The sequence below is a fragment of the Pseudomonas sp. 7SR1 genome (assembly GCF_900156465.1).
Taxonomy (GTDB): Bacteria; Pseudomonadota; Gammaproteobacteria; order Pseudomonadales; family Pseudomonadaceae; genus Aquipseudomonas.
Genome location: NZ_LT707064.1, coordinates 2,684,835 through 2,697,169, shown reverse-complemented (window position 1 = coordinate 2,697,169; position 12,335 = coordinate 2,684,835). Strand labels below are relative to the sequence as shown.

The following is a 12,335-nucleotide window of genomic DNA, read 5'->3' as shown; positions in this document are numbered from 1 at the left end:
ATGCTGGGCGAAAGCCAACTCGATCAAAATCGCAAACCAGGCTCAGGCCAATCCCGGGGCTATTGCACGAACACCGATTGCCCGCTTCCACCGATCCAAGCACAATCAGCAAAAGGCCAGCATCTGGTTCATTGCCCGTTATGCAACCCATTGGGAAGGATCCCTGCCACATGACAATGCAGACATTGGAACCATGAGTGCAAGCAGTGCGACACCCGGCACCACCCAACCCTCCAAACCTTCGGAACGCGCACTCGTACTGGCCAGTTCACTGGTCGTCATCGCCATCCTGAGCATCGTCACGTTCCTGCTGATTCGCGAACATGCCAGCGCCCAGCAGGCTGCCACCCGTGCAGCGACCAACATCGTGCAGTTGATCGATGCCGATGTGCTGCGCAACGTCGAGCTCTATGACTTGTCGCTGCAGGGCTTGATCGCCACGGCAAAACGCGATGACCTGAAGGAGGTTTCGCCGACGGTCCGCCACCTGGCCCTGTTCGACCGCGCCACCGCAGCGCCGTACAAGGGCGATATCCTGCTGCTGGACAAGCATGGCGATGTCATCGCCGATTCCGCCTCCATCGAACCACGCAAAGGCAACTACGCCGACCGGGAATATTTCCAGTCCCATCGGCAGAACCCGGACCTGGGCATGATGATCAGCCGCCCGTTCCGTTCCAGGAGTGCCGCCCACGACTGGCGTATCAGCTTCAGCTATCGAATCAACGACGAGCGTGGTGAGTTCATCGGCGTGGCCGAGGCGGCGATGCGCCTGAACTACTTCAGCCAGTTGTTCAAGAGCCTGAACATTGGCCATGGCGGGACGGTCAACCTGGTCAGTCGAGACGGATTCCTGTTGGCACAGGAACCGCCCCTGGCCGAGGACATGATCGGCAAGGACTTCAGTAACAGACCGAATTTCATGCGCATCCTGCGCGAGGGCGACGGCAGTTTCACCAGCGTATCCAGTGTCGATCAGACGCAACGCCTGTACACCTTTTCCCAGGTAGGGAACTTGCCATTGATCGTCGTGGTGGCGCTGTCCTCCCAGGAGGTATTCGCCTCATGGCAACGTACGGCGCTGTTGGTCAGCGGCGCCACCGGCGCGCTGTGCATCGGCTTGCTCTGGCTGACGTGGCTCCTGCGGCGTGAATTGAGGCGCCGCCACAGTGCCGAGCGTGAACTGGCCCAGCAGGCCTCCACCGACGCCCTGACGGGCCTCGCCAATCGACGCACCCTGGATGAAACGCTGCAACAGGAGTGGCTGCGGGCCCAACGTTCGGGCCAACCGTTGTCGGTCCTGATGATCGATGCGGATCATTTCAAGGCGTTCAACGACCGCCACGGCCACCAGGGTGGCGACGAAGCCCTGCAGGCCCTGGCGCAGCTGATCGGCGAGCACGTACGACGGCCCGCCGACCTGGCGGCACGCTACGGTGGCGAGGAATTTTCGGTGGTATTGCCGGAGACCACCACCGCCGGGGCATTTGCCATGGCGCAGCACATTCGCGAAGCCGTAGAGCAGAAGCCACCCAGGATCCCGGGCGACGGCCCCATGACGGTCAGCATCGGCATCGCCACCTGGGCCCAGGGCCCTTATGGCGAACTTGAAGAGTTGCTCTTCGCCGCCGACAAGGCGCTGTACCAGGCCAAGGCCAGCGGGCGCAATCGTGTGGTGTGCGCGATGTAACACCGCGGCCCCCAAAGGCGATGGATACGGTCCCTGTAGCGAGGGAAAAATCCCTCGCCACAGGGCTCATCCGATCCTCAGGAAACATCCATAAAAAAAGGCCACCCGAAGGCAGCCTTTAAAAAACTAGAGAGGTTTTTTGCTTACACGGCCGCTACAGGACGCATGTAAGAGATTGGTGCGGTGCTGGCATCTTCGAACGTCACGACTTCCCAAGCATCTTTCTGCTCAATCAACTTGCGCAGCAGCTGGTTGTTCAGTGCGTGGCCGGACTTGAAGCCCTTGAACTCACCAATCAGGCTATTGCCCAGCAGGTAGAGGTCGCCGATTGCATCGAGGATCTTGTGCTTGACGAATTCGTCTTCATAACGAAGGCCGTCTTCGTTCAACACGCCATCGGAATCGACCACGATCGCGTTTTCAACACTGCCGCCGAGTGCGAGGTTGTGCTTGCGCAGGTACTCGATGTCACTCATGAAACCAAAGGTACGGGCGCGGCTGACTTCTTTTACGAACGAAGTGCTGGAAAAATCCACGCTTGCACTCTGGGTGCGGTCACGGAAAACCGGGTGATCGAAATCGATCTCGAAGCTCACCTTGAAGCCATCGAAAGGGACGAAAGTGGCGCGCTTGTCGCCGTCTTCCACTGTCACTTCCCGCAGGATGCGGATGAACTTCTTGGCTGCGTCCTGCTCTTCCAGGCCAGCCGATTGAATCAGGAATACGAAGGGTCCGGCACTGCCATCCATGATCGGGACTTCGGACGCGGAGAGCTCGACGTAGGCGTTATCGATGCCCAGGCCAGCCATGGCCGAGAGCAAATGCTCCACCGTGTCCACTTTGGTGTCACCGTTGACCAATGTGGTCGACATGGTGGTTTCACCAACATTTTCCGCGCGAGCAGGAATCTGCACCACAGGGTCGAGGTCGGCACGACAAAACACGATGCCGGTGTCGACAGGCGCGGGCTTGAGGGTCAGGTAGACCTTCTCGCCGGAGTGCAGGCCGACACCTGTGGCACGGATAATATTCTTCAGGGTGCGTTGTTTAATCATGGCATGGGCCGCTTCAGCGCAAATTGCGAACTGGTATCAACAAAGGCTGGCGATGATAGCAGACCAGACCTTTGCTGAACACCAATCACCCGTATCCCCCTGATACATTTCATCAATCGGCCTGACGACGCAGGAAAGCCGGGATGTCCAGGTAATCCAGATCGTCTTGCGGATTCATCTTCGCGGCAGTCGCAGCACCGGCCTGGGCCTGGTTGCGCATGACGGTCGGACGGTCCAGGTCGCGGTAGTTCACCGCAGGCTGTTCCTGACGAACGGGGGCTTGCTGCTGAGGCTGTGCGGCCATGGCGGTTTGAACGGTGTTGTCGATCACCTTCATCGGCTTCTCGATCTTCGCGCCCAGACCGGTGGCAACCACGGTCACGTGCAACTCGTCACGCATGTCCGGATCGATCACGGTACCGACCTTGACCATCGCGTGGTCGGAGGCGAACGCCTCGATGATGCTACCCACGTCGGAGTACTCGCCCAGGGACAGGTCGGGACCGGCGGTGATGTTCACCAGGATGCCGCGAGCACCTTGCAGGTTCACGTCTTCGAGCAACGGGTTGCGGATGGCCGCTTCGGTGGCCTCGCGAGCACGGTTCGGACCGCTGGCGCAGCCAGTGCCCATCATCGCCATGCCCATTTCGGACATCACGGTGCGTACGTCGGCGAAGTCGACGTTGATCATGCCCGGACGCTTGATGATGTCGGAGATACCGCGAACGGCACCGGCCAGTACGTCGTCGGCCTTGGCGAAAGCCGACAGCAGGCTGGCGTCCTTGCCCAGGATGGTCAGCAGCTTCTCGTTGGGAATGGTGATCAACGAGTCGACGCTCTCGCTCAGCGCGCGGATGCCCTCATCGGCAATCTGCATGCGCTTGCGGCCTTCGAACGGGAACGGACGGGTCACCACCGCAACGGTGAGGATGCCCATTTCCTTGGCCACTTCGGCGATGATCGGCGCCGCACCGGTACCGGTACCCCCCCCCATGCCAGTGGTGATGAACACCATGTTGGTGCCGGCCAGGACTTCAGCGATGCGCTCGCGGTCTTCCAGGGCAGCCTGACGGCCAACCTCGGGATTCGCGCCGGCACCCAGGCCCTTGGTCACGCCGGTACCCAGTTGCAGGATGGTCCGCGCGCCAATGTTCTTCAGCGCTTGAGCATCGGTGTTGGCGCAGATGAATTCGACGCCTTCGATGTTGCTCTTGACCATGTGATTGACAGCGTTGCCGCCGCCACCGCCGACACCGATTACTTTGATAACCGGGCTAGCGGGGATGTTGTCTACGAGTTCGAACATTTTCCCTCTCCTTACATTCTCTAGTTTTTTTCGCCTACTGCGTTTTTACTGCCTTCCGGCGCCAAGCCTGAGACTCGCCGCCTGAAGTGTTGAACCTGGTTCAGAAATTGCCTTTGACCCAAGCCTGGAGCCGCTCGAAAAGCGGCGCCTTGGGCTCGTCGCTGCTGTAGCTGTCGCGGCTGCCGATCCCCGAGAACGAGATCCCGTCGGACTGTTTCTGCAAGCCGTACATCAACAGGCCCACGCCCGTGGAATAGATCGGGTTGCGAACCACGTCGTCCAGGCCCTTGATGCCATGGGGCACGCCCAGGCGTACCGGCATGTGGAAGATCTCCTCGGCCAGCTCGACCGCGCCTTCCATCTTCGACGTACCACCGGTCAGCACGATGCCGGCCGGGATCAGGTCTTCGTAGCCGCTGCGACGCAGCTCGGCCTGGATCAGCGTGAACAGCTCGTCGTAACGCGGCTCGACCACTTCGGCCAGGGCCTGGCGCGACAACTCGCGCGGCGGACGGTCGCCAACGCTGGGCACCTTGATGGTTTCACCGGCGCCAGCCAGTTTCGCCAGGGCGCAGGCGTAGCGGATCTTGATTTCCTCGGCGTACTGGGTCGGGGTGCGCAACGCCATGGCGATGTCGTTGGTCACCTGGTCGCCGGCAATCGGGATCACGGCCGTGTGGCGGATGGCGCCTTCGGTGAAGATCGCAATGTCGGTGGTGCCGCCGCCGATGTCCACCAGGCACACGCCCAGTTCTTTCTCGTCGTCGGTCAGCACCGAATAGGCCGAGGCCAATTGCTCGAGGATGATGTCGTCGATCTCCAGGCCACAGCGACGCACGCATTTCTCGATGTTCTGCGCGGCGTTAACAGCGCAGGTGACCACGTGGACCTTGGCTTCCAGGCGCACGCCGGACATGCCCAGGGGCTCGCGCACGCCTTCCTGGTTATCGATCACGTAGTCCTGCGGCAGGGTGTGCAGCACACGCTGGTCAGCCGGGATCGCCACGGCCTGGGCCGCGTCCAGTACGCGCTCGAGGTCGGCGGAGCTGACTTCGCGATCACGGATCGCCACGATACCGTGGGAGTTCAGGCTGCGGATGTGATTGCCCGCCACGCCGACGAACGCCGAGTGGATCCGGCAACCGGCCATCAGTTGCGCCTCTTCGATGGCGCGCTGGATCGACTGCACGGTGGACTCGATGTTCACCACCACGCCTTTCTTCAAGCCGCGGGACGGATGGGTGCCGATCCCGACGATGACCAGCGTGCCGTCGTCCGCGACCTCACCTACCAGCGCAACCACCTTGGAAGTGCCGATATCCAGCCCGACGATCATTTTTCCGCTTTGCACGTTTGCCATGGGTCCTGCCTCTTCTTAATTCTTCGCGACGGCGGGTTCGGCCGTCGTGGGCGCCACAGGTTCCCGCCAGCCGACGGCCAGGCCGTTGGCATAGCGCAGATCGATGCGCGCGATGTTCGTAATCTGTTCTTTGAGCGTCTTGTCATAGATGGCGATGAAGCGGCGCATCTTTTCCACCAGGTTGCCGCGACCGAGCAACAGCTCGATGCCCGGTCCCGAGCTGCCCGCGCCAGTGGTCAGGAACCAGCTGCCGCGCTCGCGCAATTCCAGGCGCGCGATGGAGAAGCCCAGCGGCCGCAACATCTGACTCAACACCTGGTATTGCTGCATCACCTGCTGCTGGGCCCGCTGAGGGCCGAACAGCTGTGGCAAATGTTCGTAGTTGGCCAGTTCCCGTGGCGTGAACGCCTGCCCCTGGTTGTTCAGCAACGACTCGTCGCCCCAACGGGCCACCGGCAGCTGTTCCTCCAGGCGGATCGACACCTGGTCGGGCCACACCCGGCGGACCTCGGCGTGGGCGATCCAGGGCATCTGCTCCAGCTCCGTGCGCATGCCCGCCAGGTCGATGGTGAAGAAGCTCGACGCCACGAACGGGGCGATCCGCTGCTGCACCGCTTGCTGGCTGATGTAGCTCAGGTCGCCCTGGACGTTGATCCGCGCGATCGGCCGGTCGGCATAGGGCAGCAGCCGTTGCGCCCCTTCATACGTACCGAACCCCAACGCCACCAGCAGTACCGGCCAGAACAGGCTCTTCAGGAAACCAAAATTGGCTTTCGGCAGGCGCGCCGACATCGGCTCCTTGGCCACCATTCGGCTGGCACCCCGCGGCACCGGCTTGCGGCCGGGTGCGGAGGGCTGATGACGAAGCGATGCGCCTTGCATGCTTAACCTCTTGCCTCTTGCGTGCCGACACTGGCCGCCAGGATCGACAGCACCAGTTGCTGGAAATCCAGACCGGCGGCACGGGCCGCCATCGGTACCAGGCTGTGATCGGTCATGCCCGGAGCGGTATTGACCTCCAGGAACCAGAACTGCCCCTCGGCGTCCTGCATCACGTCCGCCCGGCCCCAACCGGCGATACCCAGCGCCTCACAAGCCTTGGCCGTGAGGTCCATCAGTTCTTTTTCCTTGGCGGCGTCCAGCCCGCAGGGAATGCGGTACTGGGTATCGTTGGCGATGTACTTGGCGTCGTAGTCGTAGAACGTGTGCGGCGTGCCCAGGGCAATCGGGGGCAACACCTGGTCACGCAGGGTGGCGATGGTGAACTCGGGACCGGTGATCCACTGCTCGACCAACACTTGCGAATCGTAGGAACTGGCGTCTTTCCATGCCGCGGTCAATTCAGGCAGCGAATTCACTTTCGCCATGCCGATACTTGAACCTTCATGGGCCGGTTTGACGATCAAAGGGAAGCCCAGTTCCGTGGCCGCCGAAATACAGTCGGCCTCGGATGCCAGCACGGCATGCCGCGGCGTCGGAATGCCGAGGCTGTGCCAGACCTGCTTGGTGCGCAGCTTGTCCATCGCCAGCGCGGAAGCCAGGATGCCGCTGCCGGTGTAGGGGATGCCCAGGCATTCGAGCAGGCCCTGCATGCTGCCGTCTTCGCCGCCGCGCCCGTGGAGAATGATGAATGCGCGGTCGATCTTTTCGCTCAGCAGGCGCTGCAGCAAGTCATCGCCCACGTCGATGCCGAACGCATCGACACCGGCGCTTTGCAGGGCTTCGAGTACGGCCCTGCCGGATTTGAGGGACACCTCGCGCTCGGCGCTCTTGCCACCGAACAGCACGGCGACACGGCCGAAAGCTTTCGGGTCGAGGGTCGAGACCAGGTTGGCGTAGGCAGCAGTCATTTCAGTTTCCCCTCGCTGGATGCCACGACGGCCCCGGCGAATAACGGACTTTTCAACAGTTTCGGAGCGAGCCCGCCGATGTCGCCGGCGCCCTGGCACAGCAGGATGTCACCGGCGCGCAGCAGCGGCTTGACCAGCGGCGCCAGGTCCACGCCGCGCTCGATGTAGATCGGGTCCAATTGGCCGCGTTGGCGAATGCTGTGGCACAACTGGCGGCTGTCGGCACCGGGAATCGGCTCTTCGCCGGCCGGATAGACTTCCATCAACAGCAGCACGTTGGCATCGGCCAGCACCTGGACGAAATCGTCGTACAGGTCGCGGGTACGGCTGTAGCGGTGCGGCTGGTAGACCATCACCAGGCGCCGCTCCGGCCAGCCACCGCGCACGGCCTTGATCACCGCCGCGACTTCGGTCGGATGATGGCCGTAGTCGTCCACCAGCATCACGTTGCCGCCGTCCACCGGCAGTTCGCCGTAGACCTGGAAGCGCCGGCCCACGCCCTGGAACCCGGAGAGCCCCTGGACAATGGCTTCGTCGCTGACACCTTCGTCGGTGGCGATGCAGATGGTTGCCAGTGCATTGAGCACGTTGTGGTTACCCGGCATGTTCACCGACACATCCAACGGCTCGCGCTCGGGACGCAGCACGGTGAAGAAGGTCTGCATGCCCTGCTGGCGTACATTGATGGCCCGCACATCGGCGTCTTCGCCGAACCCGTAGGTCACGGTCGGGCGCTTGATCAGGGGCAGGATCTCGCGTACGACCGGGTCGTCCAGGCACACCACCGCCAACCCGTAGAACGGCAGGTTGTGCAGGAACTCGACGAAGGTCTTCTTCAGTTTGTTGAAGTCGCCATCGTAGGTTGCCATGTGGTCGGCATCGATGTTGGTCACCACCGCCACCAGCGGTTGCAGGTGCAGGAAGCTCGCATCGCTCTCGTCGGCTTCGGCGATCAGGTAGCGACTGGTGCCCAGCTGGGCATTGGTGCCCGCGGCGTTCAGACGGCCACCGATGACGAAGGTCGGGTCCAGGCCTCCGGCGGCGAACACCGAGGCGATCAGGCTGGTGGTGGTGGTCTTGCCATGGGTGCCGGCCACGGCGATGCCGTGGCGGTAGCGCATCAGCTCGGCCAGCATTTCGGCGCGTGGCACCACGGGAATACGGCGTTCCAGGGCAGTGGCCACTTCAGGGTTGGAAGTGTTCACGGCACTGGACACCACGAGCACGTCGGCATTGGCGGCGTTCTCGGCGCGGTGGTCGATGAAGATCTGCGCACCGAAGGACTCCAGTCGCTCGGTGACCGGCGAAGCCTTCAAGTCGGAGCCTGAAACTTCGTAGCCCAGGTTCAACAGCACTTCGGCGATGCCGCACATGCCCACTCCGCCGATCCCGACGAAGTGGATGCGGCGGATACGGCGCATTTCCGGTTGTGGCATGGCTTTGCGATTCTCAACCATGGGCCACCTCCAGGCAGGTATCGACCACTTGGGTCGTAGCATCGGGTTTGGCCAGGCGGCGCGCGGCGCGGGCCATGTCTTCGAGTCGTTGCGGCTGCATCAATACCTCTGTCAGGCGCGCGGCGAGATCCGCGGCGCCAGTCGTTCTTTGCGGCATCAGGAAGGCAGCGCCTTCACGGGCCAAATAATCGGCATTACGGGTCTGGTGATCGTCGATGGCGTGGGGCAGAGGCACCAGCATCGAGGGCAGACCGGCGGCAGCCAGTTCACTGATGGTCAGCGCGCCTGCGCGACAGATCACCAGGTCGGCCCAGCCATAGGCCTGGGCCATGTCTTTGATGAAAGGCTGCACTTGCGCCTCGACGCCTGCGGCGCGGTAGCGCTCGGCGGTCACTTCATCGTGGTTCCTGCCGGCCTGATGAAACACTTCCGGCCGCAGTTCGGGGGCGACCTGCGACAAGGCTTCGGGCAGCAGCTTGTTCAACGGTTCCGCTCCCAGGCTTCCGCCCAGGACCAGCAAACGCGCCTTGCGTCCGGCCAGGGCCGGGCGCGGTGTATCGAGAAACAGCTCGGTACGCACCGGATTGCCGGTGGTGCGCCGGCTGCCCGACAGGGTAAAGGTGTCGGGAAAGGCTTCACAGACCCGGGCGGCCAACGGCACGAGTAACCGATTGGCGGTACCGGCCACGGCGTTCTGCTCGTGAACGATCACCGGTACGCCGGCCAGTTTCGCCGCGACACCACCGGGACCGGTCACATAACCGCCAAACCCCACCACGCATACCGGCCGCAGCCGCCGAATGATCGCCCGCGCCTGCCAGATCGACCTGAGCAGCATCAGTGGCGCCTTGAGCAACGACAACCGGCCCTTGCCTCGCAGCCCGCTGGCGTCGATCCGGTGCAGCTCCAGGCCGGCGCCGGGCACCAGCTCGTTCTCGATGCCCCGCGGCGTGCCCAGCCAGTGCACGGTGTAGCCACGGGCCTGGAACTCACGGGCACAGGCCAGCGCCGGGAACACGTGCCCGCCGGTACCGCCCGCCATGATCAGCACGTTAGCGCCCATGAGTCGGCTCCTCGGCGAAGTCGCTTTCATGGAATTCCATTTCTTCGCTGCCCAGGTGAGTCCGGCTTTCCCATTCAATGCGTAGCAGCAGGCCCAGGCAGGCGCAGCAGATCACCAGGGAACTGCCGCCATAGCTGAGAAATGGCAGGGTCAGGCCCTTGGTCGGCAACAGGCCGACGTTCACCCCGATATTGATCAAAAATTGACCGATCCACAGGAACGACAGGCCGTACGCCACGTACGCGGCGAAAAACTGTTTGGCTTTCTCGGCCCACAGGCCGATGTACATGCCCCGCACGCAGACGAAGACGAACAGCGCGACGGTGCACAGCGAACCCACCACGCCCAGCTCCTCGGCCAGGACCGAGAACACGAAGTCGGTGTGGGCTTCCGGCAGGTAGAATTGCTTCTGCACGCTGTTGCCCAGCCCAACACCCAGCCACTCCCCGCGCCCGAAGGCGATCAGGGCCTGGGTCAGCTGGTAGCCGGAACCGAACTGGTCGGCCCACGGGTCGGTGAAGGTGATCAGGCGCGCCATCCGGTAGGGCTGCGCCTGTACCAGTACGGTCACGGCCGCGACCGCCAGCGCCACCATCAGGATGAAACGGAACAGTCCGACGCCCCCCAGGAACAGCATGGCCGCCGCAGCGCCCATCATCACCACCGTGGCACCGAAGTCCGGCTCCATCAGCAACAGGCCCGCCATGGGCAGCAGGACGATGAATGGCTTGAAGAAGCCCATCCAGCTCTCGCGCACTTCCTTCTGGCGCCGCACCAGGTAGCCGGCCAGGAAGAGCACCACGAAGACCTTGGCGATTTCCGAAGGCTGCACGTTGAAGAAGCTGAAGCCGATCCAGCGCATCGAACCGTTGACCTCGCGACCGATCCCCGGCACCAGCACCAGCACCAGCAGGCCAAAGGCGCCGAGCAGCATCATCCAGCCCAGGCGTTGCCAGGTGGCGATCGGCACCATCATGGTGACGATGCACGCGCCCAGGCCGATCACCAGATAGATCAGGTGACGGATCATGTGGTAAAGCGTGTTGCCCGATTGCACCGCGGCCACTTCCGAGGACGCCGAAGTGATCATCACCAGGCCCAGGCCCAGCAGCGCCAGGCAGCCGGCAAGCATCGGGAAGTCCAGGTCGATGCCACGGCCGGTGATCAACGGCGACGGGTACGGCTTGATGATATTCATGAGGCTCATGCCAAGTCCTCCGCCGCCCGGGCAAACAGCTGCCCACGCTCTTCGTAGTTCTTGAACATGTCGAAACTGGCGCAGGCCGGCGACAACAGCACCGCGTCGCCCGGCTGGGCAAGGGCGCGACATTGCCGCACGGCCTCGTCCAGGGAGTCGACGCGAACCAGCGGCACGGCATCGCCGATGGCCTGGGCAATCAATTCGCGGTCACGCCCCATCAGCACCACGGCGCGGCAGTTGGCCGCCACCGGATCGCGCAGGTCCTTGAAGTCGGCGCCCTTGCCGTCGCCGCCGGCGATCAGCACGAGCTTGCCCTGGATGTCCGCGCCCAGGCCTTCGATGGCGGCCAGCGCAGCGCCGACGTTGGTGGCCTTGGAATCGTTGTACCAGGCCACGCCATCGAGGTCGCGCACCCACTGGCAACGGTGCTCGAGCCCGGCGAAGGTCCGCAGGGCCGAGAGCATGGCATCGAACGGCAGGCCGACCGCATGTCCAAGGGCCAACGCCGCCAGGGCATTGGCCTGGTTATGGGCGCCACGGATCTTGAGCTCGCGCACCGGCATCAGGTTCTGGAATTCGAAGGCCAGGTATTTCTCGCCATTCTCTTCGCGCAACCCGAACCCTTTGAAGTCCGGTACCCCCAGGCCAAAGGACCAGCACGGCATGCCCTCGCCCAACAACGGGCGGGTCAGGGCATCCTGGCGGTTGAACACCACTTGCCGGGCGCCCCGGAAGATCCGGTGCTTGGCCAGGTGATAGGCCGGCAGGCCGCTGTAGCGGTCCATGTGGTCTTCGCTGATATTGAGCACGGTGGCCACTTCGGCGCCCAGGTGGTCGGTGGTTTCGAGCTGGAAGCTCGACAGCTCCATCACATACAGCTCGACGTCATCGCTGAGCAGGTCCAGGGCCGGAGTGCCCAGGTTGCCACCGACGGCGACCCGCTTGCCGGCGGCCGCGGCCATCTCGCCCACCAGGGTGGTGACGGTGCTCTTGGCGTTGGAACCGCTGATGGCAACGATCGGCGCCTTGGCGTTGCGGGCGAACAGCTCGATGTCACCGGACAATTTCACGCCACGGGCAGCGGCCGCCTGCAGGGCCGGCGTCGCCAGGGCCAGGCCGGGACTCACGTAGAGCTCATCGGCGCGGCACAGGAACTCGACGTCCAGCTCGCCACAACGCACGTCCACCTGCGGATAGTCGCGACGCAACGTCGCAAGCTCAGGTGGATTCTCCCGCGTATCGGCCACGGCAAACGACACGCCCCGGTTCGCCAGGAAGCGAACCAGGGACATGCCGCTCTTGCCGAGGCCGACAACGATGCGGAAGTGGTCAGAAGCGATCAGGGACACTCGT

General features: G+C 63.3%; 10 protein-coding genes. 1 reads left to right on the top strand and 9 read right to left on the bottom strand.

All coding sequences use genetic code 11. The features are described from left to right. The first annotated feature begins 193 nt into the window (after positions 1-193). Entirely contained in the window at positions 194-1,690 is a 1,497-nt protein-coding gene (locus tag BW992_RS12320) for a sensor domain-containing diguanylate cyclase (RefSeq protein WP_076406307.1), read from the top strand. A 143-nt stretch (positions 1,691-1,833) separates the two neighbouring features. Here the strand turns inward: BW992_RS12320 and lpxC are convergent, their stop codons facing one another. From lpxC to murD, 9 genes are all read right to left on the bottom strand, one after another. Then, positions 1,834-2,745 (bottom strand): UDP-3-O-acyl-N-acetylglucosamine deacetylase, encoded by a 912-nt coding sequence (gene lpxC / locus BW992_RS12315; RefSeq protein ID WP_010452622.1) that lies wholly within the window; start codon positions 2,743-2,745, stop codon positions 1,834-1,836. Positions 2,746-2,857: 112 nt separating this feature from the next. Next, the gene (gene ftsZ, locus BW992_RS12310) at positions 2,858-4,051 is read right to left on the bottom strand and encodes a cell division protein FtsZ (protein ID WP_072397020.1); all 1,194 of its coding nucleotides are present in this window, start codon (positions 4,049-4,051) and stop codon (positions 2,858-2,860) included. A 100-nt stretch (positions 4,052-4,151) separates the two neighbouring features. Further along, entirely contained in the window at positions 4,152-5,411 is a 1,260-nt protein-coding gene (ftsA, locus tag BW992_RS12305; RefSeq protein WP_053149737.1) for a cell division protein FtsA, read from the bottom strand. A gap of 15 nt (positions 5,412-5,426) precedes the next feature. Beyond that, positions 5,427-6,293 carry a cell division protein FtsQ/DivIB gene (locus BW992_RS12300; RefSeq protein ID WP_042729561.1) on the bottom strand — a complete coding sequence of 289 codons (867 nt, stop codon included), beginning with the start codon at positions 6,291-6,293 and terminating at the stop codon, positions 5,427-5,429. A 2-nt stretch (positions 6,294-6,295) separates the two neighbouring features. After that, positions 6,296-7,261 (bottom strand): D-alanine--D-alanine ligase, encoded by a 966-nt coding sequence (locus tag BW992_RS12295; protein ID WP_072397018.1) that lies wholly within the window; start codon positions 7,259-7,261, stop codon positions 6,296-6,298. Beyond that, positions 7,258-8,718 carry a UDP-N-acetylmuramate--L-alanine ligase gene (murC, locus tag BW992_RS12290; protein WP_076406305.1) on the bottom strand — a complete coding sequence of 487 codons (1,461 nt, stop codon included), beginning with the start codon at positions 8,716-8,718 and terminating at the stop codon, positions 7,258-7,260. Before murC ends, BW992_RS12295 begins: the two co-directional genes overlap by 4 nt. After that, positions 8,711-9,781 carry an undecaprenyldiphospho-muramoylpentapeptide beta-N-acetylglucosaminyltransferase gene (murG, locus tag BW992_RS12285; RefSeq protein ID WP_072397014.1) on the bottom strand — a complete coding sequence of 357 codons (1,071 nt, stop codon included), beginning with the start codon at positions 9,779-9,781 and terminating at the stop codon, positions 8,711-8,713. Before murG ends, murC begins: the two co-directional genes overlap by 8 nt. Further along, positions 9,771-10,988, bottom strand: a complete 1,218-nt coding sequence (gene ftsW / locus BW992_RS12280) for a putative lipid II flippase FtsW (RefSeq protein ID WP_072397012.1) — start codon at positions 10,986-10,988, stop codon at positions 9,771-9,773. The genes murG and ftsW overlap by 11 nt, the downstream gene beginning before the upstream one ends. Further along, entirely contained in the window at positions 10,985-12,331 is a 1,347-nt protein-coding gene (gene murD, locus BW992_RS12275) for a UDP-N-acetylmuramoyl-L-alanine--D-glutamate ligase (RefSeq protein ID WP_072397010.1), read from the bottom strand. Before murD ends, ftsW begins: the two co-directional genes overlap by 4 nt. Positions 12,332-12,335 lie beyond the last annotated feature (4 nt).

Excerpts from the sequence above, each read along its gene's own strand:
- ftsW (WP_072397012.1), bottom strand. The coding sequence starts at position 10,988 with ATGAGCCTCATGAATATCATCAAGCCGTACCCGTCGCCGTTGATCACC.
- lpxC (WP_010452622.1), bottom strand. The coding sequence starts at position 2,745 with ATGATTAAACAACGCACCCTGAAGAATATTATCCGTGCCACAGGTGTC.
- murC (WP_076406305.1), bottom strand. The coding sequence starts at position 8,718 with ATGGTTGAGAATCGCAAAGCCATGCCACAACCGGAAATGCGCCGTATC.
- ftsA (WP_053149737.1), bottom strand. The coding sequence starts at position 5,411 with ATGGCAAACGTGCAAAGCGGAAAAATGATCGTCGGGCTGGATATCGGC.
- BW992_RS12320 (WP_076406307.1), top strand. The coding sequence starts at position 194 with ATGAGTGCAAGCAGTGCGACACCCGGCACCACCCAACCCTCCAAACCT.
- murG (WP_072397014.1), bottom strand. The coding sequence starts at position 9,781 with ATGGGCGCTAACGTGCTGATCATGGCGGGCGGTACCGGCGGGCACGTG.
- ftsZ (WP_072397020.1), bottom strand. The coding sequence starts at position 4,051 with ATGTTCGAACTCGTAGACAACATCCCCGCTAGCCCGGTTATCAAAGTA.
- BW992_RS12300 (WP_042729561.1), bottom strand. The coding sequence starts at position 6,293 with ATGCAAGGCGCATCGCTTCGTCATCAGCCCTCCGCACCCGGCCGCAAG.
- BW992_RS12295 (WP_072397018.1), bottom strand. The coding sequence starts at position 7,261 with ATGACTGCTGCCTACGCCAACCTGGTCTCGACCCTCGACCCGAAAGCT.